The 22,143-nt window shown below is 73.8% G+C and carries 17 protein-coding genes, 1 rRNA gene and 2 pseudogenes; 19 read left to right on the top strand and 1 reads right to left on the bottom strand.

The window, feature by feature from the left end:
* Positions 1-8 precede the first annotated feature (8 nt).
* From rrf to ABGB05_RS34900, 4 genes are all read left to right on the top strand, one after another.
* Positions 9-125, top strand: a 5S ribosomal RNA gene (rrf, locus tag ABGB05_RS34885).
* A gap of 167 nt (positions 126-292) precedes the next feature.
* Positions 293-1,669, top strand: a complete 1,377-nt coding sequence (locus ABGB05_RS34890) for a hypothetical protein (protein ID WP_347658262.1) — start codon at positions 293-295, stop codon at positions 1,667-1,669.
* On the top strand, positions 1,636-2,535 hold the full coding sequence (locus tag ABGB05_RS34895) for a Replicase polyprotein 1ab (RefSeq protein ID WP_347658263.1): 900 nt from the start codon (positions 1,636-1,638) through the stop codon (positions 2,533-2,535). The genes ABGB05_RS34890 and ABGB05_RS34895 overlap by 34 nt, the downstream gene beginning before the upstream one ends.
* Complete coding sequence (locus tag ABGB05_RS34900; protein WP_347658264.1) at positions 2,532-3,590, top strand: HAD-IIA family hydrolase; 1,059 nt, start codon at positions 2,532-2,534, stop codon at positions 3,588-3,590. The genes ABGB05_RS34895 and ABGB05_RS34900 overlap by 4 nt, the downstream gene beginning before the upstream one ends.
* A gap of 53 nt (positions 3,591-3,643) precedes the next feature.
* Here ABGB05_RS34900 and ABGB05_RS34905 read toward each other — a convergent pair whose 3' ends face one another.
* On the bottom strand, positions 3,644-3,982 hold the full coding sequence (locus ABGB05_RS34905) for an alkyl sulfatase C-terminal domain-containing protein (RefSeq protein WP_347658265.1): 339 nt from the start codon (positions 3,980-3,982) through the stop codon (positions 3,644-3,646).
* Between the two features lie 118 nt (positions 3,983-4,100).
* Between ABGB05_RS34905 and ABGB05_RS34910 the strand changes: the two genes are divergently transcribed.
* The 15 genes and pseudogenes from ABGB05_RS34910 (at position 4,101) to ABGB05_RS34980 (ending at position 22,130) form a co-directional block, all read left to right on the top strand.
* Complete coding sequence (locus ABGB05_RS34910; protein WP_347658266.1) at positions 4,101-4,679, top strand: hypothetical protein; 579 nt, start codon at positions 4,101-4,103, stop codon at positions 4,677-4,679.
* A complete protein-coding gene (locus tag ABGB05_RS34915; protein ID WP_347658267.1) occupies positions 4,676-4,924 on the top strand; it encodes a hypothetical protein in 249 nt (82 codons plus the stop codon). Before ABGB05_RS34910 ends, ABGB05_RS34915 begins: the two co-directional genes overlap by 4 nt.
* Before the next feature lie 27 nt (positions 4,925-4,951).
* Positions 4,952-5,797 carry a TlyA family RNA methyltransferase gene (locus ABGB05_RS34920; protein ID WP_347658268.1) on the top strand — a complete coding sequence of 282 codons (846 nt, stop codon included), beginning with the start codon at positions 4,952-4,954 and terminating at the stop codon, positions 5,795-5,797.
* Positions 5,794-6,678 carry an NAD kinase gene (locus tag ABGB05_RS34925; RefSeq protein ID WP_347658269.1) on the top strand — a complete coding sequence of 295 codons (885 nt, stop codon included), beginning with the start codon at positions 5,794-5,796 and terminating at the stop codon, positions 6,676-6,678. Before ABGB05_RS34920 ends, ABGB05_RS34925 begins: the two co-directional genes overlap by 4 nt.
* A gap of 91 nt (positions 6,679-6,769) precedes the next feature.
* Positions 6,770-8,527: a DNA repair protein RecN gene (gene recN / locus ABGB05_RS34930; protein ID WP_347658285.1), complete on the top strand. Its 1,758-nt coding sequence runs from the start codon at positions 6,770-6,772 to the stop codon at positions 8,525-8,527.
* Positions 8,528-8,688: 161 nt separating this feature from the next.
* Entirely contained in the window at positions 8,689-9,867 is a 1,179-nt protein-coding gene (steA, locus tag ABGB05_RS34935) for a putative cytokinetic ring protein SteA (protein WP_347658270.1), read from the top strand.
* Positions 9,868-9,915: 48 nt separating this feature from the next.
* Positions 9,916-10,851, top strand: a complete 936-nt coding sequence (locus ABGB05_RS34940; RefSeq protein ID WP_347658271.1) for a copper transporter — start codon at positions 9,916-9,918, stop codon at positions 10,849-10,851.
* Positions 10,852-10,892: 41 nt separating this feature from the next.
* The gene (locus tag ABGB05_RS34945) at positions 10,893-11,774 is read left to right on the top strand and encodes a hypothetical protein (protein WP_347658272.1); all 882 of its coding nucleotides are present in this window, start codon (positions 10,893-10,895) and stop codon (positions 11,772-11,774) included.
* 1 nt (position 11,775) lies between these two features.
* On the top strand, positions 11,776-13,458 hold the full coding sequence (locus ABGB05_RS34950; RefSeq protein ID WP_347658273.1) for a lipid II flippase MurJ: 1,683 nt from the start codon (positions 11,776-11,778) through the stop codon (positions 13,456-13,458).
* Positions 13,455-14,630 (top strand): glycosyltransferase family 4 protein, encoded by a 1,176-nt coding sequence (locus tag ABGB05_RS34955; protein ID WP_347658274.1) that lies wholly within the window; start codon positions 13,455-13,457, stop codon positions 14,628-14,630. The genes ABGB05_RS34950 and ABGB05_RS34955 overlap by 4 nt, the downstream gene beginning before the upstream one ends.
* 221 nt (positions 14,631-14,851) lie before the next feature.
* A pseudogene (locus tag ABGB05_RS34960) lies at positions 14,852-16,942 on the top strand (hypothetical protein); the annotation flags it as partial.
* 295 nt (positions 16,943-17,237) lie between these two features.
* Positions 17,238-18,914, top strand: a pseudogene (locus ABGB05_RS34965) (CTP synthase); the annotation flags it as partial.
* A 287-nt stretch (positions 18,915-19,201) separates the two neighbouring features.
* Positions 19,202-19,744 carry an NUDIX hydrolase gene (locus ABGB05_RS34970; protein ID WP_347658286.1) on the top strand — a complete coding sequence of 181 codons (543 nt, stop codon included), beginning with the start codon at positions 19,202-19,204 and terminating at the stop codon, positions 19,742-19,744.
* Positions 19,745-19,932: 188 nt separating this feature from the next.
* A complete protein-coding gene (gene ald, locus ABGB05_RS34975) occupies positions 19,933-21,048 on the top strand; it encodes an alanine dehydrogenase (protein WP_347658275.1) in 1,116 nt (371 codons plus the stop codon).
* On the top strand, positions 21,045-22,130 hold the full coding sequence (locus ABGB05_RS34980) for a site-specific tyrosine recombinase XerD (protein ID WP_347658276.1): 1,086 nt from the start codon (positions 21,045-21,047) through the stop codon (positions 22,128-22,130). Before ald ends, ABGB05_RS34980 begins: the two co-directional genes overlap by 4 nt.
* Positions 22,131-22,143: the final 13 nt, after the last annotated feature.

A 22,143-nucleotide genomic window follows, 5' to 3' on the forward strand; every position in this document is an offset into this window, starting at 1 on the left:
GATAGGGTTACGGCGGTTATGGCGGAAGGGAAACGCCCGGTTACATTCCGAACCCGGTAGCTAAGCCTTCCAGCGCCGATGGTACTGCACTCGTGAGGGTGTGGGAGAGTAGGACACCGCCGGACATCTTCTAATGAAGGGCCACCCATGTCTGGGTGGCCCTTCGTTGTATGTTTCGGCCAGAGCGCCCTGAGGAAGGATGTACCCGTGAGTTCACGAGCGCACGGCGGAGACCGGCCACGCCGTCAGGACGATCGTCCAGACCGACGGGGCGGTCGCGACGCCTCCGTGCGTGGAGACGGGCGACCGTCCCATCGCGGAGACCGCGATTCGTACGGCACCTCCCGCGATCGAGGAGGTTCCCCGAGTGGCGGCGGATACCGGCCCGGTGGCCGGGACGGCGGCTTCCGAGCCGCGGGCCGGGGTGACGGCGACCGTCGGGACGACCGGGGGGGACCGCGTGCCGAACGAGGCGGCGACTTCCGGGGGGACCGAGACCAGCGGACCGACCGTGGCGGTGCCGGCGGCCGTAGCGGTGACGGTGGCGGCTACCGCTCCGGCGCGCCACGCGGCGGCGGATTCCGGGACCGGGGTGACTTCCGCGGCCGGGGTGATGACGACCGAGGAGCTGGCTACCGGCGGGATAGCGGTTACCGGGGCGGCGACCGGCGGGACGACGCCGCTCGCGGCGGTGCCGACCGCGGCGCAGGCTACGGCCGGGACGGTGGTGACCGTCGTGAGGGAGGCTTCCGGAGCGGTGAGCGTCGTGACGGTGGTTTCCGTGGTGGTGACCGCCGTGAGGGCTTCGGCCGGGACGGTGGTGACCGTCGTGAGGGTGGTTTCCGGCGGGACGGCGGATTCCGGAGCGACAGCGGCTTTCGTGGTGGTGACCGGCGGGATGATTCCGGCCGGGACGGCGGGTTCCGTGGTGGCGAGCGTCGTGAGGGGGGCTTCCGGAGCGGCGAGCGTCGTGAGGGGGGTTTCCGTGGTGGTGACCGCCGTGAGGGCTTCGGGCGCGATGGTGGTGACCGCCGTGAGGGCGGTTTCCGTGGTGGTGACCGTCGTGAAGGCTCTGGCCGCGATGGTGGTTTCCGTGGTGGTGACCGCCGTGAGGGCGGTTACCGAGCTCCGGGCCAGGGCGGTGGGTACCGGAGCGGCGCACCGGGCGAGGGCGGGCGCGGTTTCCGCGAGCGCGACGGCCGCCCGGGCTTCGAGGACCGTCAGCGGGGTGCCGGCCCGGACCGTGGTCGCCCGGCCGGCGACCGGCCCGGCGCCCGTGACACCGGTGGACGGCGCGACGACTTCCGGGGCGAACGACCCCGGTACGGCACGCGGGGCGGCGACGATCGGGGCACCGTACGGCCGGCTGAGGGCGGCCGTGCGGAAGGTACGCGGCCTGAGGCGGGTGTCTCCGGTCGGGGTGCCGACGGGCGCCGGGACGGTGCCGACCGGCGACCGCGTGAGGAGGGTCGGTACGGCGGCGACCAGCGCGCCGGTCGTGGCGATGGCCAGGGCAGGACGGGCGACTCCCGGGAGTCGGCCGACCCGGTCCTGCCCGACGAGATCGTGGCGACGGATCTCGACAGTTCGGTCCGGGCAGAACTGCTCTCTCTGGCGAAGCCGGTCGCGGAGCGGGTGGCGAGGCACCTCGTCGCGACGGGACAACTGATCGACGAGGATCCGGAACTGGCGCTGGAGCACGCGCTGGCGGCCAGGCGGCTCGCGGCCAGGATCGCCCCGGTGCGCGAGGCTGTCGGACTGGCCGCGTACCGGGCGGGTGAGTGGCAGACCGCCCTCGCCGAGCTGCGTACCTATCACCGGATGACGGGCAAGCAGACGCACCTGGCCGTACTTGCGGACTGCGAGCGGGCACTCGGCCGGCCGGAGCGGGCGATCGACCTGTTCCGGGGCGCCGACCGGGAGTCGCTGGACAAGGCGGACGCGATCGAACTGCTGATCGTGGCCGCCGGTGCCCGAGGCGACATGGGTCAGGGCGACGCGGCCGTGGCCATGCTTCAGGTACGCGAACTGACCTCGGCATCGACCGAGCCGTGGACTGCCCGGCTCCGGTACGCGTACGCCGACTCCCTCCTGGCGGTCAGCCGCCGTGAGGAGGCCCGGGAGTGGTTCGCCCGCGCTGCGGAGGTCGACGAGTACGGCGAGACCGACGCGGCGGAACGGCTGCTGGAACTCGACGGTGTGGTCCTCGAGGGGGACGAACTCGACGACGAGACCGACCCTGAGAAGCCTGGAGCCGAGGCTGATCCCGACGGCGGCGAGGCAGAATTCGACGACGCCGCTGAGGCGGCGGCCGAACCCGAGGACGACCTCGAGGACGACGTTGATGACGAGGACGACCTCGAGGACGACGTTGATGACGAGGACGACCTCGAGGACGACGACGAGGATCTGGTTGGCGAGGATGCCGACGACGACGGGAACGTGACCCCGGCCGCCGAGGCGACGTCGACGGCAGAGGTTGTGAAGGGTGCCGAGGCCGCCACCGACGACTCGCCGGGAACGGCTCGCGCGTGACGGGCTCCTCGACGGACGGTCGGCTGGTCGACGCGTACGATCTGGTGGTTTTTGATCTGGACGGTGTGATCTACCTGGTCGACCGGCCGATCGAGACGGCCGTCGCGGCGGTCAGCCGGCTGTACGCCGAGGGTAGGCCGCTGACGTACGCGACGAACAACGCGTCCCGGCGAGCCGCCGAGGTCGCCACGTTGCTGACCGGCATGGGGCTCTCCGCCCGTCCTGACGAGGTACTCACCTCGGCCCGGGCCGCGGCGGAGGTCCTGGCCGAGCGCTTTCCGGCGGATTCGGCCGTACTCGTGGTCGGGGCGGAGGCGTTGCGGGCGGAGGTTCGGACCGTCGGGCTGCGGCCGGTCAGCCGGTTCGAGGACGCACCGGTCGCGGTAGTGCAGGGCTACGGTCCGCAGGTCGGCTGGGCCGATCTTGCCGAGGCTGCCCTGGCGGTACGGGCCGGTGCGGAGTGGATCGCCACGAACACCGACCGCACCCTGCCCACCCCACGGGGACCGGTGCCGGGCAACGGCTCGCTGGTGGCGGTGCTGCGTACCGCCCTGCAGCGGGAACCCGACCTGGTCGTCGGCAAGCCCGGACCGGCACTGTTCAGCACGGCGGCCCGGCGTACCGGTGCCACCCGCCCGCTGACGGTCGGCGATCGGCTCGACACCGACATCGAGGGGGCGGTGCGGGCGGGCATGGACAGTCTGCTCGTGCTCACCGGAGTGAGTACTCCCACCGACCTGCTGCACGCCCCGGCGCACGCCCGGCCGACCTACGTCGCCGAGACCCTCGAGGGGCTGTTCGATCCGGCCGGGGTGGCTCGGCTGCCCGGGCCGACGTCGCCGCCGTACCCGGCCGGGGCGACCGGGTGGCAGGTGACCCGGGAACAGACGACCGGACTGCTCGCCGGGTCGGGTTCGCGGCTGGAGGCGTTGCGGGCGTTGTGTGCCGAGTCGTGGTCAGCCGAGGGACCGCTCGAGGCTGTCCGTCCGGCGGGTCAGGAGGCCCGACAGGCGCTCGAGGCACTCGGTCTGCTGAGGACGTCAGCCCCGGCCTGAACCGATCGGGCCACCCGCGTCGGTCACCGGCACGGCTCGGCGGTACCGGGCGGTCAGAGGAGCTTGCGGAGCTTCAGCAGGTCGAACGGGTTGGCGTTGACCGTCATCTGCCGCGCGGCGAGCGCCTTGGGGATATCCAGTTCGCCCTGGACCAGCCGGATCAGGTTGTCGCTGGTCGTGCTCAACGCGATCTTCGCCTTCGGGTCGTCACCGTCGGCGAGGTCGACCAGGCGTCCACCGGTCAGCCGACCGTGGAACGCGGTGCCGAGGTCGGTGATCCGGCAGGCCAGCGTACGGTCCAGATCGATCTGTTTGCGTCCCGTGGCGGCGTTGACGTCCAACCGGGCCGCCAGATCGTGCAGCGCCTGCCGACATTCCTCAACACTGGCCATCGCCCGCCCCCTCGTCTCGCGCCACGCCCGCTCCCCGGGCACCGTACCGCACTGGCCGGCGCCCGGCGCCCGGTAGCGTGACAACCTGTACAGTCGGCACCCGCGAAAGGACCGGGGTATGCAGGATGCGTGGCGGGCCTATCTCGAGTTGGCCCTCGGGTTGAGCGAGGCGTCGAGGAAGCGGGCCCAGGCGGTCGCCAGGAAACTGGTCGGCTCCAGCGGTGCCACGGCCGCCCAGCTGCAGACCATGGCGGAGGAGCTGATCTCCACCGGCATGGCCAACCGGGAGGCGCTGACGCGGATCGTCCGGGTGGAGGTCGACCGGGCTCTCGGCGCGCTCGGACTTGCCACCAACGACGAGGTCGCCGCCCTGACCCGACGGGTACAGCAGTTGGAACGGGACCTGGCGAACGTCCGGGCGGGTGCGGAGCCCGCGCCGGCGGCCGGCTCGGGGGCCGGTTCGACGGCGTCGGCCGGAAAGGCACTGGTGCCCAAGGCGGTCGCGAAGAAGGCGGTCGCGAAGAAGGCGGTCGCGAAGAAAGCCGTTGCCAGGAAGGCGGAGGCGCAGGAGCCGGTCGCCCGGCAGGCCCTCGCCAAGCAGGCTGTGGCGAAGAAGGCGACCGTGAAGAAGGCAGCGAAGAAGGCAGTGGTGAAGAAGACCCCACCCTCCGCGGCCTCCGGCGGTGATGCGGCGTGAACCCCAGTCCCGTACCCGGTCCGTTCCGGCCCGGTGGCCCGCCCGGAACCGGGCGACCCGGGGCGTCGACCTCCAGCCACGCCGCCGCCGACGCCGGTGACACCGGCACCGGCCATCCCGCCGTGGACGCCGTACTCCAGGCCATGGCCAACGCGGCGAACCTGCCACCGGCCGACCAGATCGCCCAGTACGAGGCCGCGCACCAGACGCTGCGGGAGACCCTCGCCACCATCGACCAGGCGTGAGCCCAGCCACCCACCGGAGAAACATCGATGGCACGTCGTACCCGACTCGACGCCGAACTCGTCCGCCGCGGTCTGGCCCGGTCGCGGGAGCAGGCCGCCGCGCTGGTGGAGGCCGGGCGGGTCCAGGTCCGTGGTGTCGCGGCCCGCAAGGTGGCGGCCATGGTCGACCCCGCGGACCCGGTCCGGGTGCTCGGTGAGGACCCCGGCACCGAGTACGTCTCCCGTGGCGGGCACAAGCTCGCCGGCGCGCTGGCCGCGTTCACCCCGGACGGCCTGCGGGTGACCGGTCGACGCTGCCTCGACGCCGGAGCGTCGACCGGCGGTTTCACCGACGTGCTGCTGCGCGCGGGCGCGGCCGAGGTGGTCGCCGTCGACGTCGGCTACGGCCAGCTCGCCTGGGCACTCAGGGAGGATCCCCGGGTGCGGGTCTTCGAACGCACCAACGTCCGGACCCTCACCCCCGACGTCATCGGTGGCACGGCCGCGCTCACCGTCGCCGATCTCTCGTTCATCTCGCTCCGCCTGGTGCTTCCGGCGTTGCGGGCCTGCACCGACCCGGAGGGGGACCTGGTGCTCATGGTCAAGCCGCAGTTCGAGGTCGGCAAGGAGCGGGTCGGCAGCGGCGGGGTGGTCCGCGATCCCGAACTGCGGACCGAGGCCGTCCTCGCGGTCGCCGGCACCGCCGCCGACCTCGACCTCGGACTGGCCGGCGTGGTGGCCAGCCCGCTGCCCGGTCCGAGCGGCAATGTGGAATTCTTCGTCTGGCTGCGACAGGGCGCGCCGGCCCCGGACGAGACGCGGGTCCGGGCGGCGGTGGCGGCCGGACCGGCCGGGCCGACCGGCTCGGGCGTGGCACGGGAGGGAGCCCGATGACCCGGACCGCACTTCTGGTGACGCACACCGGCCGGCCGGCGAGCACCGCGCACGCCCGTACCGTCGCGGCGGACCTGATCGCGGCGGGTTTCGAGGTACGGGTGGTGGCCGAGGAGGCGGAGGACCTGCACCTGCCCGGCGTGCGACCGGTCAGCCTGCTCGGTGCCGCCGAGGGCGCGGAGATCGTCATCGCGCTCGGCGGCGACGGCACGTTCCTGCGCGCCGCGGACCTGGCCCGCCCGGCGAAGGCGCCGCTGCTCGGCATCAACCTCGGCCGGGTCGGCTTCCTCGCGGAGGCGGAGATCGACGACCTCGACCAGGCGGTCCGGGACGTGGTCCAGCGCGACTACACAGTGGACGAGCGGCTCACCCTGGACGTCCGGGCCGAGTTCGAGGGCGGCCCGGTGATCGAGTCCTGGGCGCTCAACGAGGTGACCGTGGAGAAGGGCGAACGCGCCCAGATGCTCGAACTCCTGGTCGACGTCGACGGGCGGCCGCTGTCCCGGTACGGCTGCGACGGTGTCGTCTGCGCCACCCCCACCGGCTCCACCGCGTACGCCTTCTCCGCCGGCGGGCCGATCGTCTGGCCGGAGGTGGAGGCCCTGCTGCTGGTGCCGATCAGCGCCCACGCGCTGTTCAGCCGCCCGATCGTCACCGCGCCGACGTCCACCTTCACCGTCACGGTGAACCCGTTCACCACCCTCGCGGTGCTCAGCTGCGACGGCCGCCGGGTCTACGACCTGCCGCCGGGGGCCCGGGTCACGGTGCACCGGGGCGCGCTGCCGGTCCGGGTCGTCCGGCTGCGGGCCCGGCACTTCACCGACCGGCTGGTCGCCAAGTTCGGGCTGCCGGTCGAGGGGTGGCGGGACCGCCGCAGTTAGTACCCCGAACCGCCGGCCGTGGCGGCCGCCGACAATCGGAGGCGGGCGCCGGGTGGTCAAGTGTCGGGGGCCGCTACTACTGTCGGTGGCTGTGCTGGAAGAGCTGCGCATCACCGGGTTGGGCGTCATCGAGGACACCACGCTGCCGTTGACCGGTGGCATGAACGTCATCACAGGCGAGACCGGCGCGGGCAAGACCATGGTCGTCACCGGTCTCGGGCTGCTCTTCGGCGGGCGCGCCGACGCCGGTCGGGTGCGGGCCGATCCCGGTCGGGCGGTGGTCGAGGGCCGACTGCGGTTGGCTGCTGGAGTCGCCACCGCCGTACACACCCGGATCGCCGACGCGGGTGGCGAGCCGGACGACGACGGTTCGGTGCTGCTGAGCCGTACGGTAACGGTGGAGGGGCGGTCCCGGGCCCACGTCGCGGGCCGGAGCATGCCGGTGTCGATGCTGAGCGAGATCGGGGAGCAGGTGCTGGCCGTGCACGGCCAGTCGGACCAGCTGCGGCTGCTCCGCCCCGCCGAACAGCGGGCCGCGCTGGACCGGTTCGGTGGACCGGAGCACGAGAAGCTGCTGGAGAACCTGCGCGAGTCGTACACCCGGTGGCGCCGGGTATCGGACGACCTGGCCGACCGGCGGCGCAACGCCCGCGAACGCCACCAGGAGGCGGACCTGCTGCGCCTCGGCCTGGACGAGATCACCCGGGTGGACCCGCAGCCGGGGGAGGACGACGAGCTCAAGGCGGAGGCGCAACGGCTGGAGCACGCGGAGGGTCTGCGGACCGCGGCCCAGACCGCGCAGCACTGCGTGGCGGGCGCGGCCGAGCCGACCGACGAGATGGCCGACGTGACGACACTGCTCGGGCACGCCCGACGGATCCTGGAGGCCCAGGCCGCCGTGGACCGGACCCTCGGCGACCTGGCGGGGCGGCTCGAGGAGGTCGCCACCCTGGTCGGCGACATCGCGGCGGAACTCTCCGGCTATCTGGCGGCCCTCGACGCCGACCCGGCCCGGCTGCAGACCATCTACGAGCGCCGGGCGGCGCTGCGCGGGCTGACCCGCAAATACGCCGACGACGTCGACGGGGTGATCGCCTGGGCGGAGCGGGCCCGGACCCGGCTGTCCGAGCTGGACAGCTCCGACGAACTCCTCGACGAACTGGAACGGGAGCGGGACCGGTTGGCCGGTGAGGTCGCCGAGTTGGCCGGCCGGCTCTCCGCGGCCCGGCGGGAGGCCGCCGGCCGGTTCGCCGAGCAGGTGACGGTCGAACTCGCCGGCCTGGCGATGCCGCACGCCCGGATCGAGGTGGCGGTGCTGCCCCGGGCGGCGGGTCGGGGCGAGCCGACGCTGACCGTCGACGGTGTCGAGGTCGGGGTCGGGTCGGACGGCGCGGACGAGGTCGAACTGCGACTGCTCGCCCACCCGGGCGCACCGTCGCTGCCGCTGCAGCGGGGCGCCTCCGGCGGCGAACTGTCCCGGGTCATGCTCGCCATCGAGGTGGTCTTCGCCGGCTCCGGTGGGCCGCCCACGCTCGTTTTCGACGAGGTCGACGCCGGGGTCGGCGGGCAGGCGGCGGTGGAGATCGGCCGCCGGCTGGCCCGGTTGGCCCGTACCCACCAGGTCCTGGTGGTGACCCACCTGCCGCAGGTCGCCGCGTTCGCCGACCGGCACCTGGTGGTGGCCAAGGACACCGGGGGCGCGGTGACCACCAGTGGGGTACGGGTGGTCGAGGACACCGAGCGGGCCCGGGAACTCGCCCGGATGCTCGCTGGTTTGCCCGACTCCGACCTGGGTATCGCGCATGCGGAGGAACTGCTCGCGGTGGCGGCCCGGGAACGCCGGCCCTGACGGCGGACGGCCCCCGGACCGGTGCGGGCGGGGGCGCGGGAAACAGAAGGTGTGACCCGGGCCACACCCGGCCGGGCGTCGATGTGGTTCCCTTGGGGGTGGCGGCCCTGCTCAGGCATGTCGCGACAGAAAGCTCTGCCCCACATGCCAGGATGGTCAGGATGCGTTTACCCACGTTGCGCCGGGCCCGGAGCGCCGAACCGGGCAAGATTGTCGGCACCGCGCGCCTCGACCGCCGGACGAAGCGCCTGGTCGGTCGACTACGTCCTGGTGACATCGCGGTGATCGACCATGTCGACCTGGACCGGGTCGCGGCCGACTCCCTGGTGGCGGTCGGCGTCGGCGCGGTGCTCAACGCCAAACCGTCGGTCTCCGGCCGATACCCCAACCTCGGACCGGAAGTGCTGATCAAGGCGGGGATCCCCCTCCTCGACGACCTCGGCGAGAGCATCTTCCAGCAGATCCGCGAGGGGGACACGGTTCGGATCGACGGCAACACCGTGCTGCTCGGTGACGAGCCGGTCGGGCACGGCAGCCGACAGGACGCCGAGTCGGTGGCCAAGGCGATGGCCGACGCCCGGGAGGGCCTGTCGGTGCAGTTGGAGGCATTCGCCGCCAACACCATGGAGTACCTCAAGCAGGAACGTGACCTGCTGCTCGACGGCGTCGGGGTGCCGGACATCGAGACCACGATCCGGGGTCGACACTGCCTGATCGTGGTCCGGGGGTACGACTACAAGGCCGACCTCGACGTGCTGCGCCCGTACATCCGGGAGTTCAAGCCGGTGCTGATCGGGGTCGACGGCGGGGCGGACGCCCTGGTCGAGGCGGGATACACCCCCGACCTGATCATCGGCGACATGGACTCGGTCACCGACGACGTGCTGCGCTGCGGCGCCGAGGTGATCGTGCACGCGTACCCGGACGGGCGGGCCCCCGGACTGGCCCGGGTGAACGGGCTCGGGGTCACCGCCCAGACCTTCCCGGCCGCGGCCACCAGCGAGGACCTGGCGATGCTGCTCGCCGACGGCAAGGGCGCCTCGCTGATCGTGGCGGTCGGCACCCACGCGACACTCGTCGAGTTCCTGGACAAAGGCCGGGGCGGCATGGCCTCCACCTTCCTCACCCGGTTGAAGGTCGGTGGCAAACTGGTCGACGCCAAGGGGGTGAGCCGGCTCTACCGGCAGAGCATCTCCGGCTCGTCGCTGCTGCTGCTGGTGCTCTCGGCGCTGGCCGCGATGGCGTCGGCGGTCGCGGTCTCCACCGTCGGCAAGGCCTACCTCGGGGTGGCCTCCGAGTGGTGGAACAATACGGTGTTCCAACTTGGACAGCTCTTCTAGGCCCCGGCCCATGGAGGTCGGGCCCCGATCGATCAAGAGGCGCTGGTCGTGATCAACTTTCGGTACCACGTGGTGTCGCTCACCGCGGTCTTCCTGGCCCTGGCCATCGGCCTGGTGGTCGGCACCGCGGCCCTCAACGGGCCGCTCGCCGACTCCCTCAACGACACCGTCAACGCGCTGCGTAAAAGCAACGACCAGCTCCGAGACCAGGTCGACAGCATGCAGGCCGAACTCCAGCGCGAGGAGGACTTCGTCACCGAGGCCGCGCCGCACCTGCTGCGCGGGGCGCTCACCAACCGCCGGGTGCTGGTGCTCACGCTGCCGAGCGGGCAGGACCACGTCGAGGACGTCACCGAAATGATCCGGCAGACCGGTGCCACCATTACCGGCCGGATCGACGTACAGGAGAAGTTCATCGAACCGGCCAGCAACGTCGACCTGCTCGGCATGGCGGCCCGGGCGGCCCGTCCGACCATCCCCGACGCGGAACTGCCCGGCAGCGACGGCGTGGAGAAGTCCGCCGCGCTGCTGGCCAGCGCCGTGCTCGACCGCCCGGAGGGCGGCTCGCCGGTCACCGACGCGGACCGGCGGGCGGTGCTGGAGGACTACAGCGAGGCGGGCTACCTGACCGTGCCGGAGAAGATCACCGCCCCCGCCGAGGCGTTCGTGGTGGTCAGCGGGCAGCCGTACGTCGACCGGGACGCGGCGAAGAAGGACGCCTCGGTGGTCCGGTTGACCGACCAGTTCGACAAGGCGTCCCTGGCCGTGGTCGCCGGCAACGGCAGCGGCGGCGGCAACCTGGTGGCGGAGGTGCGTCGGGACCCGGCGCTGTCCAAGACGATCTCCACCGTCGACAACGCGAACACCGTGCAGGGGCAGCTGGTCACCGCGCTGGCACTGGTCCAGCAGTTCGGCACCAAGCAGGCCGGCGCGTACGGGGTCGGCGAGGGCGCCCAGTCCCTGCTGCCGGCGTTGCCCGAGTGACCGCCCCGGAACAGGCCACCCGGCACGCCACGGGTGGCCGCATGACCGCGGGACGCGGTGTCGCCGGTCGGCGCCGGATCGCCTTCGGTGTCGCCGCCGGGCTGGCCGGTGCGGTACTGCGCGCCGTCGCCGCCGGTCCCTGGGCCCCCGCGTTGAAACGCACCAACTTCCGGGGCCGCACCGTCACCCTCGCCGCCGGCCCGGCGCTCGCCGCCGCCGCGGCCGTGGGCGGAGCGGCCGGCGCACCGAGCCGCCCCGCCGCCACCGCCGCCCTGGTCGCCGGCCTCTCCTCCGGCGCCGTCGGCCTCTACGACGACGTGGTCGGGGCCCGCCCCGACCAGAAGACGGCCAAGGGCTTCGCCGGACACCTCGGCGCGCTGCGGCAGGGCCGGGTCACCAGCGGCCTCGTCAAGATCGCCGGGGTGGGGGCCGCCGGGCTCGCCGCCGCCGCCCTGCTCGCCGCCGACCCCACCGTCCGGTCACACCCACACCGTCGCCGGGCCGGCCGTACCGCCGGCCTGGTCGACGTGCTGCTCGGTGCCGGAGTGGTCGCCGGCACCGCCAACCTGGTCAACCTGCTCGACCTGCGACCGGGCCGGGCGCTGAAGGCCGGTGTGCTGCTCGGCACCCCGCTGCTGCCCGGCCCGACCGGCGGACTCGCCGCCGGCCCGGTCGGCGCCGCCGCCGCGCTGCTCCCCGCCGACCTCGACGAGCGGGTCATGCTCGGTGACAGCGGCGCCAACGCGCTCGGCGCGCTGCTCGGGGTGGCGCTGGCCGCGCGTACCGGGCCGGTGGGGCGGGCCGCCCTGCTGACCGGGATCGCCGCGCTCACCGCCGCCAGCGAGAAGGTCAGCTTCACCCAGGTGATCCAGAACACCCGGGGATTGCGCGAACTCGACGCGCTGGGTCGGCGACACTCCTGACGTGAAGACGCCGGCACCCCTCGTCGGCGCCGGTCGGGTCGCCGGTGCCGCGGCGCTGATCGCCGTACTGACCGTGGCCAGTCGACTGGCCGGGTTCGGGCGTACCGCCGTCTTCACCTGGGTGATGGGCGACAACAGCGACCTCGGCGGCATGTACGTGGTCGCGAACACCGTGCCGAACATCATCTTCGAGATCGTCGCCGGTGGGGCGCTGGCCAGTCTGGTCGTACCGCTGCTGGCCGGCGCGGTCGCGGCCGGTGACCGGGCCGCGGTGGCCCGGACCACCGGCGCCCTGCTCAGCTGGACGCTGACCCTGCTGGTCCCGCTCGCGGTCGTGGTCGCGGTCTTCGCCGAACCGGTGATCGGGCTGATCGCCGACCGGCCGAGCCCGGCCGAGGTCGAGGCCGGAGCCCGGATGCTGCGGGTCTTCGCCCCGCAACTGCCGCTGTACGGGATCGGCATCGTGCTCACCGGCGTGCTGCAGTCGTACCGGCGGTTCGCCTGGCCGGTGATCGCCCCGCTGCTCTCCAGCGTCACGGTGATCGGGGTCTACCTGGCGTTCGCCGCCGCCGAGGGCGTGCACCCGAGCATCGCCGGGGTGGGCCGGGGTGGCGAGTTGATCCTCTCCGCCGGCACCACCCTCGGCGTGGTGGTGCTCTCCCTGTCGCTGCTCGTGCCGCTGCGCCGGCTCCGGCTGCCGATCCGACCCGGCTACCGGTTCCCGGCCGACGCCCGGGCCAGGGTCGGCGGCCTCGCCCTGGCCGGCGCGGCCACCGTGGCCGCCCAGCAGATCGCCCTGGTGGTCAGCCTGCACCAGGTGACCGGCGGGCCGACCGGCGCCGCGGTGGTCTTCAACCTGGCCCAGACCGTCTACCTGCTGCCCTGGGCGGTGCTCGCGGTCCCGCTGGCCGTCGCCGCGTACCCGACCCTCGCCGCCGCCCACGCCACCGGCGACACCGCCGGCTACCGGGACACCCTCGCCCCGACCGCCCGCCGGGTGCTGCTGTTCAGCTGCCTCGGCGCGGCGGCGCTGGTCGGCACCGCCGAACCGGTCGCCCGGTTCTTCTGGCCGGGCAGCGGCACCGCCTCCGCCGCCGCCATCGCCGGGTTCGCCCCCGGACTGCTCGGCTACGGCCTGCTCGCGGTTCTCACCCGGGCCCTGTACGCCCGCAACGCCGCCGCCCCGGCCACCGTCGCCACCGTGGTCGGCTGGCTCCTGGTGCCGGTCGCCGCGATCGGGCTCTCCGCCGTTTTCCCGGTCGACCACCGGGTGTTCGCGGTCGGGCTGGCGAACTCGCTCGGCATGCTGGTACTGGGTGTGCTGCTGGTCGGGACGGTGATCCGGGAGGCCGGCCGTCGGGCATTGACCGGCTTTCCCCGCTCGGCGCTGGTCGGACTGCTCGCCGGGGTGGTCGCGGCGGCGGCCGGCGCGGCACTGGCGCACTGGCTGGGCGGCGGCGCCGACGGCACCCCGGCGCGCGGCGCCGCCCTGCTACAGGGCATGCTGTCCGGTGTCGTCGTCGGCGCGGTGTTCGTCGCGATCGCGTACCCGCTGGACCGGCACGACGTACGCCCGCTGCTGGTGGCGACCCGCAACCGGCTGGGTGGCCTGACGGCCCGGGCGGGTCGACGCCACGTCGGCGGCCCGGAGACGGACGAGGAGAGGGAACGGGAGACGCGGTGAGTACCGGGACAGTCGGCGACTGGGCCGGCTCGGTTGTCCTCCTCCTCGCCTCCAGCACCGGGGGCGTCGGCCAGCACGTCGCCTCGCTGGTCCGGGGCCTGGTCAGCAACGGCGTCACGGTCACCGTCTGCGGGCCCGCCGCCACCGAGCAGCAGTTCACCTTCACCGCCGGTGGCGCCCGCTTCGTACCGGTCGAGATCCCGGCGAGCCCGACCCCGGCCGACGCCCGGGCGGTCGCCGCACTGCGCCGGGTACTGACCGAACCGGTCGACGTGGTGCACGCGCACGGACTCCGGGCCGGCCTGGTCGCGGTCCTCGCCCGCCCGGCGGCGCCGGTCGTGGTCACCTGGCACAACGCGGTGCTCGCCACCGGCGTACGCGGACAGCTGTCCCGGCTCGTCGAACGGGTCGTCGCCCGTCGGGCCCGGGTCACCCTCGGTGCCTCCGCCGACCTGGTCGACCGGGCCCGGGCCCTCGGCGCACCGGACGCCCGGCTGGCCCCGGTCGCCGCCCCGAGCCTGCCGCCGCCGCGCCGGAGCCGGGCCGCGGTCCGGGCCGAGTTCGGCGTGGCGCCGGACCAGCCGCTGATCCTGTCGGTCGGCCGCCTGCACCCGCAGAAGCGCTACGACCTGCTGGTGGACGCCGCCGCCCGGTGGCGGGACCTCGACCCGGCGCCGGTGGTGGTGATCGCCGGCAGCGGTCCCAGCTATCTGCAGCTGGCCGCCCGGATCTCGGCCACCCGGGCCCCGGTCACCCTGCTCGGCCACCGCACCGACGTGGCCGACCTGCTCGGCGGGGCGGACCTGGCGGTGGTCACCAGCGACTGGGAGGCCCGGCAACTCTTCGCCCAGGAAACGCTGCGGGCCGGCGTACCGCTGGTCGCCACCGCCGTCGGCGGGCTGCCGGAGCTGGTCGGCGACGCGGTCGTACTGGTCCCGCCGGGCGACGTCGAGGCCGTCGACGAGGCGGTCCGGGCCCTGCTCGCCGACCCCGACCGGCGGGCGGCGCTGGCCCGGGCGGGCCTCGACCGGGCCGCCGGGTGGCCGACCGAGGTCGAGACAGTGGCCGCCGTCACCACGCTCTACGCCGAACTCGCCCCGGCCGCGGTCTCCGCCGGCCGGCCCGACGACTCCGCCACCGGTTCCGCCGGTTCGGCGGCGGGGCAGGTCTGATGCCGCGCCCAGGACCCGGGTGGCGTGGCCGGCTGGCGGCGCTGCCCCGGCGGCTGCGGTCGGCCCACCCGGACCGGACCGCACCGGCACCGGACGACCCGGCGCTCCCGGATCCGGGGCGGCAGCTCGAGGTAGCGCCGGATCCGACAGGGTCCACCCCGGACCCTGCACGGCCGGCGCCGGCCGTGCCGGACCTGGTACGCCGGTTCGCGGTGCTGCCGGTGCTGCGTCGGCTGGTGCCGGTCCTGTTGACCGCCGCGGTGGTGGCCCTGGGCGTCGCGGCGCTGGTCGTCCGGCCGGCCGCCGGCGCACCGGAGAAGACCGCCGACTACGTGGTGCTGGTCGGCATCCCGGGCCTGCGCTGGGACGACGTCGACCCGCAGCAGACCCCGACGCTGTGGCAGATGGCCGAACGAGGCTCCATCGGCTCGCTGTCGGTCCGCTCGGCGCGCCAGCCGACCTGCCCGGTCGACGGCTGGCAAACTCTCGGCGCCGGCAACTTCGCGGCCTGGGACGGCACCGTCGTACCGGGTGAGTGTCCGCCGTTGGACGTCACCGTCGAGCGGCCGGACCGGATCAGCGCCAACCTGCCCGACCAGCGGGCCACGGTCAGCTTCAACCAGGACAAACTTCGCTGGGGCACGGTACCGGGGACGCTGGCCGAATCGGTCCGGTGCACCAACGCGGTCGGCTCCGGTGCGGCCGTCGCCGCCGCCCGGCCCTTCGGACGGGTGGACCGGTACGCCGAGAAGCTGCCGGCCGAGCTCTCCACCATGCTCGACGACTGCGTACTGAGCATCATCGACCTCGGCACCGTCGCCGGCGAGGACCCGGCCGGCCGGGCCGATGCCGCCCGCCGCGCCGACACCGCGCTGGCCCGGGTGCTGGCGGCCCGCCCCGAACGGTCCCTGGTGCTGGTCGCCGGGATCGCCGACACCGACCAGACGTCCCGCCTGCACGTGGCGGTGGCCGACGGCCCCGGCTGGGAACGGGGCTGGCTCACCTCGCGTAGCACGGGCCGGGACGGCTACCTGCAACTTGTCGACCTGGCGCCGACCGCGCTGGCCGCGCTCGGCCGGCCCGCGCCCCAGCGAGTCTTCGTCGGTCAGCCGGCGACCAGGGTCGCCGGCCGCCCCGCCGCCCTGCCCGACGCCATCGCCGCACCGGCGGACGCCGACCGCGAGGCGCGGGCCCAGCAACGGGTGGCCCGCTGGTTCTTCGCCCTGCTGGCCGGCCTGCAGGTGCTGCTCGCGATCGCGGTGGTGCCGCTGTTGCGGCGGGCCCGCCGGCACGCCGGACCGTCGGGACCCACCCCGGTGCCCCGGCGGATCGTCGCGACGGTCGAGGTGCTGCTGATCGCGGCCGCCCTCGCGATACCCGCCGCCCTGGTCGCCGACGTGGTCCCGTGGTGGCGCGGCGAGCACGCCGGCGTCTACTTCGCCCTGGTCACCGTCGGGCTGCTCGGTGTGGCCACCGCCGGGGTCCGGCTGGCCCGGGCGTACGGGCGCACCCTCTGGCCGTTGGGCAGCGTCGCCGCGTTGGCGGCCCTGGTCGTCGCGGCCGACGTGATCACCGGAGCCCGGCTCCAGCTCAACGGGGTGATCGGCTACTCGGCGCTGGAGGGCGGCCGCTACTCCGGCCTCGGCGTGGTCGGCCTTGGCGTGTTCGTGGCCGGCAGCCTGCTGACCGCCGGATGGCTCGCCCAACGGGTCCGCCGCAGTTGGCGTCCGGCGGTGGTGGTGCTCGTCGGTGTGCTCGGCGTGATCGTCGTCGGCAGTCCGTACCTGGGTGGTGATCCGGTGGGCGCGGTCGCGCTGACCGCCGGAGTGAGCATCGCGGCCGCGATCAGCACCGGCGGCTGGTTGACCCCTGCCCGGCTGGCCTGGGCCACCATGGCGGGTCTGGCCGTGACGATCGGGTTCGCCCTGCTCGACCTGCGCCAGCCGCTGGACCAGCGGGGCAGCCTCGGCCGCTTCCTCGCCGCCTTCGGCGACGGCACCAGCGGGCTCACCGTGCACCGCTCCGGGGCGGCGAACCTGACGGCGTTGTTCGGCAGTCCGCTGACCGTGCTGGCCCTGGCCGGCGCGGTGCTGGTGTGGTTCGCCCTGCTGCGTCCCTGGGGCGGTCTCAAACGTCTGTTCGGGATCTACCCGGCGGTCCGGGCCGGAATGGCCGGTATCGCGGTCGCCGCCCTGCTCGGCGGGGTCCTCGGCGGCGCCGCCCTCAACGTCGCCGGCGCGGCGGCCGCCCTGGCGGTGCCGATGGCCGCCCTGGCGGCGCTGCGGGTGCTCGACCACGCCACCGACCGCACCATGCCGCCCGCCGTCGGATGGGCGGACGACGCGGCCGGCGCCCCGACCGGCTGAACCACCGGTCCGGTGGTCAGGATCACCGACGGATCGATCAGGTTGAGCCGCAAACCCGATCCGGGTGCCGGGTTGCCGGCAGGTTGATCAGGTACGGCCACCGGGTCGACGGCACGGAAACGGGTGCGGCCGGCACCCCGGCCACGGATGGTGTTACCGTGGAATCCCGTGGATCGCCTCGATCACTTCGCTGATCGGACCCGGTCTGCACGATCGCAACAGACGACCACGGGAGCAGGCCTTGGCCCCTTCAGTACGGACGACCAGGCACATTTTCGTCACCGGGGGCGTCGCCTCCTCACTCGGCAAGGGCCTGACCGCCTCCAGCCTTGGAAATCTGCTCACCGCGCGGGGTCTGCGCGTCGTGATGCAGAAACTCGACCCCTACCTCAACGTCGACCCGGGAACGATGAACCCGTTCCAGCACGGTGAGGTCTTCGTCACCGACGACGGCGCCGAGACCGATCTCGACGTCGGGCACTACGAGCGGTTCCTCGACCGGGCGCTGTCCGGCAAGGCGAACGTCACCACCGGCCAGATCTACTCGGAGGTGATCGCCAAGGAGCGGCGCGGGGAGTACCTCGGGGACACCGTGCAGGTGATCCCGCACATCACCAACGAGATCAAGTCCCGGATCCTGGCCATGGCCGACCCCGACGAGGACGGCCGGACCCCGGACGTGGTGATCACCGAGGTGGGTGGCACGGTCGGGGACATCGAGTCGCTGCCGTTCCTCGAGGCGATCCGGCAGGTCCGCCACGACCTCGGTCGGGACAACTGCTTCTACCTGCACGTGTCGCTGGTGCCGTACCTGGCACCGTCCGGGGAGCTGAAGACCAAGCCGACCCAGCACTCGGTCGCCCAGCTGCGCAACATCGGTATCCAGCCGGACGCCATCGTCTGCCGGTCGGACCGGGAGATCCCGGACAAGCTCAAGCACAAGCTCTCGCTCTACTGCGACGTCGACCGCGAGGCGGTGATCGCCGCACCGGACGCGCCGAGCATCTACGACATCCCGAAGGTGCTGCACCAGGAGGGCCTGGACGCCTACGTGGTACGTCGGCTCGGGCTCTCCTTCCGGGACGTCGCCTGGGACCGCTGGGACGACCTGCTCGACCGGGTGCACCACCCCCGGCACACCGTCCGGGTCGCCCTGGTCGGCAAGTACGTCGACCTGCCCGACGCGTACCTGTCGGTGAGCGAGGCGATCCGGGCCGCCGGGTTCGGCCACCGGGCCCGGGTGGAACTGGTCTGGGTGCCGAGTGACGACTGCGTGACCGCCGCCGGTGCGGCTGCCGCGCTGGCCGGCGTCGACGGGATCGTCATCCCCGGCGGCTTCGGCGTACGCGGCATCGAGGGCAAGATCGGTGCGGTCCGGTACGCCCGGGAGAACCGGATCCCGATCCTGGGACTCTGCCTCGGTCTGCAGTGCATGACCATCGAGGTCGCCCGCCATCTCGCCGGGCTGGACGGCGCCAACTCGCTCGAGTTCGACGAGCAGGCCAGCCACCCGGTGATCGCCACCATGGCCGACCAGCAGGACATCGTCGCGGGCAAGGGTGACCTGGGCGGGACGATGCGGCTCGGCGCGTACCCGGCCCGGTTGACCGACGGTTCGCTGGTCGCCGAGGCGTACGGCGCCACCGAGGTCAGTGAGCGGCACCGCCACCGGTACGAGGTGAACAACGCCTACCGGGACGTGCTCACCAAGGCCGGGTTGCAGATCTCCGGCACCTCGCCGGACGGTCGACTGGTCGAGTTCGTCGAGCTGGACCGGGACCTGCACCCGTTCTTCGTGGCGACCCAGGCACATCCGGAGCTGAAGAGCCGGCCGACCCGGCCGCATCCGCTCTTCGCGGCGTTCGTCGGTGCGGTGGTCGCCTACTCGTCGGCCGACCAGCTGCCGGTGGACCTGGACGCTCCGGCGGGGACCGTCGCCGGTGCCCCGGTCGCCGATTCGGCGCCGGGGGGCGACGGTGCCGCCGACGTGGAGTCGGGGACCTCCCCGGCGCGGGGTGGACGGGGCGGACGCAACGGCCAGGTCCGGGCGGCCCGCGCGAGCTCCCCGTCGTGACCGGCCCCACGCCGACCGCGGCCGGCCGGACCGCTGACGGTTCCGGGCCGGCCGGGTTCGGCGGCGGCACGCCGGCCGGGTCCGGGCACCACTACGCGGTCCGGTCCAGCCAGGAGCGGTTCCGGGGGCGGATCTTCTCCGTCGTCACGGACCAGGTCGAGATGCCGGGCGGCCGGGTCTCGGCCCGGGACTACGTACGGCACGTCGGCGCGGTCGGTGTGGTCGCGTTGGACGAGCAGGGGCGGGTGGTGCTGGTACGGCAGTACCGCCACCCGCTCCGCCGGGCGATCTGGGAACTGCCGGCCGGCCTGGCCGACGTGGCCGGCGAGGAGTTGCCGGCCGGCGCGCTCCGGGAACTCGCCGAGGAGGCGGACCTGCACGCGGCCCGGCTCGACCTGCTGGTCGACGTGCACACCTCACCCGGCTACTCCGACGAGATGATCCGGATCTTCCTGGCCCGGGAGCTGTCGGAGGTCCCGCCCGGTGACCGGCACGAGCGCCACGACGAGGAGGCCGAACTGGAGGTCGTCCGGGTCGACCTGGACGAGGCGGTGACGATGGTCCTGGCCGGGGAGATCACCAACGTCGCCTGCGTGGCCGGGGTGCTCGCCGCAGCCCGGGCCCGTGACCAGGGCTGGGCGCCGCTGCGGCCGGTCGACGCGCCGCTGCCCTGACCCGTGCACCGGGCGGCCGGCTGACATACCGTCAACCCTGGCGGTTACCCGCTGTCACAATGCTGGCTGCCCGGTCCGGGGCGCGGTCCTAGACTTCCGCAGGCGGGACGGCGGACCGCGGCGGCACCGGAGCCGGCGCGCGCCGTACCACCGGAGCCGGCGACCCCGGCAGAGAGGGTGTCTGCATCGTGAAGGTCGGAATTCCGCGCGAGGTCAAGAACCGCGAGTACCGGGTGGCGATCACCCCGGCGGGTGTGCACGAGTTCGTCCGTGCCGGCCACCAGGTGTACGTGGAGGCCGGCGCCGGGGCCGGGTCGTCGATCAGCGACGACGAGTTCGCCGCCGCCGGTGCCACCATCCTCGGCGACGCCGACGACGTGTGGGGTACCGCCGAGCTGGTCCTGAAGGTCAAGGAGCCGGTCGCCGAGGAGTACCACCGGATGCGGGAGGGGCAGCTGCTCTTCACGTACCTGCACCTCGCCGCCTCCAAGTCGTGCACCGACGCGTTGCTGGACCGGAAGGTCACCGGTATCGCGTACGAGACGGTCGAGCTGCCGGACCGCTCGCTGCCGCTGCTCGCCCCGATGTCCGAGGTCGCGGGCCGGCTGGCGCCGCAGGTCGGGGCGTACCACCTGATGCGCAGCGGGGGAGGGCGCGGGGTGCTGATGGGTGGCGTCTCCGGCGTGTACGCGGCCAAGACCGTGGTGATCGGCGCCGGGGTCTCCGGCCGGAACGCGGCGGCGATCGCGCTCGGCCTGCAGGCCGAGGTGCTGCTGCTGGACCGGGCGGTGAGCCAACTGCGCCAGGCCGACGCGATCTACCGGGGGCACCTGCAGACCGTGGCGTCGAACACCTACGAGATCGAGCGGGCCGTGCTCGACGCTGACCTGGTGATCGGCGCGGTGCTGGTGCCCGGGGCGAAGGCCCCGACGCTGATCTCCAACGAGTTGGTCTCCCGGATGAAGCCGGGCAGTGTGCTCGTCGACATCTCGATCGACCAGGGCGGCTGCTTCGAGGACTCCCGGCCGACCACCCACGACGACCCGGTCTACCCGGTGCACAACTCGCTGTTCTACTGCGTGGCGAACATGCCCGGCGCGGTGCCGCACACCAGCACGTACGCGCTGACCAACGTCACCCTCCCGTACGCCCTGGAGCTGGCCAACCACGGCTGGCGCGAGGCGCTGCGCCGCGACCCGGCGCTCGCCCTGGGCCTCAACACGCACGCCGGCCAGGTCACCTACGGGCCGGTCGCCGAGGCGCACGGGATGTCCACGCTGCCGCTGGCGGACGTCCTCGGATGAGCGGGGTACCGGGGGCGGGGTCGGGCACCGACGTGCCGGCCCCGGCTCCGGCCGACCCGTCGCTGGCCGACGGGGCTCCGGCCGACCCGGCTCCGGGCGACTCGCCGCCGGATCCACCCCCGGCCGAGCCGTCACCGGCGCTGCGCCGCGCGGTGCGCGGCTACCTCGACCACCTGACCGTCGAGCGGGGACTGTCGACGAACACGCTCTCGTCGTACCGCCGGGACCTGGAACGGTATCTGGCGACGCTGGCCACCGACGGGGTCCGGGACCTGGCCACGGTCGGACCGGCGCAGATCGCCGGGCACGTGGCCCGGCTGCGGGCCGGGGATGCCGACCACCCGCCGCTGTCGGCCGCTTCCGCCGCCCGGGCCGCCTCCGCCGTCCGTGGCCTGCACCGGTTCGCGGTCCGGGAAGGGCTGGCCGGCCAGGATGCGAGCCGGGACGTCCGGCCGCCGGTGCCGCCCCGGCGGCTGCCCCGGGCGTTGGACGTCACCGACGTGCTCCGACTGCTGGAGACCACCGGTCCGGCCGGGGCGACCGGACCGGAGGCGACGCTGCCGCTGCGCGACCGGGCGCTGCTGGAGTTCCTGTACGGCACCGGCGCCCGGATCTCCGAGGCGGTCGGCGCCGCGATCGACGACCTCGACCTGACCGACGGGGTGGTGATGCTCCGGGGCAAGGGTGGGCGGAGTCGGCTGGTGCCGGTCGGCGGGTACGCGGCCGAGGCGCTGCGGGCCTACCTCGTCCGGGCCCGGCCGGCCCTCGCCGCCGCCGGCCACGGCACTCCGGTGATCTTTCTCAACGCCCGCGGCGGGCCACTGTCCCGGCAGAGCGCCTGGACCATCCTGCGCCGGGCCGCCCGGCGCGCCGGACTTCCGGTCGACGGGCCGGGGGCGGTCTCGCCGCACACACTCCGTCACTCGTACGCCACCCACCTGCTCGACGGTGGCGCTGACGTGCGGGTCGTGCAGGAACTGCTCGGCCACGCCTCGGTGACCACGACCCAGGTCTACACCCTGGTGACCGTGGACCGGCTCCGCGAGGTGTACGTCACCGCGCATCCCCGGGCCCTCGACTGATCCGCTCCGGGTA

The organism is Plantactinospora sp. B5E13 (genome assembly GCF_039871775.1).
In the GTDB taxonomy this organism is placed as follows: domain Bacteria; phylum Actinomycetota; class Actinomycetes; order Mycobacteriales; family Micromonosporaceae; genus Plantactinospora.

Coding starts and splice junctions, on each gene's coding strand:
- ABGB05_RS34945 (WP_347658272.1), top strand. CDS start 10,893: ATGACCGCGGGACGCGGTGTCGCCGGTCGGCGCCGGATCGCCTTCGGT.
- ABGB05_RS34925 (WP_347658269.1), top strand. CDS start 5,794: ATGACCCGGACCGCACTTCTGGTGACGCACACCGGCCGGCCGGCGAGC.
- ABGB05_RS34910 (WP_347658266.1), top strand. CDS start 4,101: ATGCAGGATGCGTGGCGGGCCTATCTCGAGTTGGCCCTCGGGTTGAGC.
- ABGB05_RS34905 (WP_347658265.1), bottom strand. CDS start 3,982: ATGGCCAGTGTTGAGGAATGTCGGCAGGCGCTGCACGATCTGGCGGCC.
- steA (WP_347658270.1), top strand. CDS start 8,689: ATGCGTTTACCCACGTTGCGCCGGGCCCGGAGCGCCGAACCGGGCAAG.
- ABGB05_RS34920 (WP_347658268.1), top strand. CDS start 4,952: ATGGCACGTCGTACCCGACTCGACGCCGAACTCGTCCGCCGCGGTCTG.
- ABGB05_RS34980 (WP_347658276.1), top strand. CDS start 21,045: ATGAGCGGGGTACCGGGGGCGGGGTCGGGCACCGACGTGCCGGCCCCG.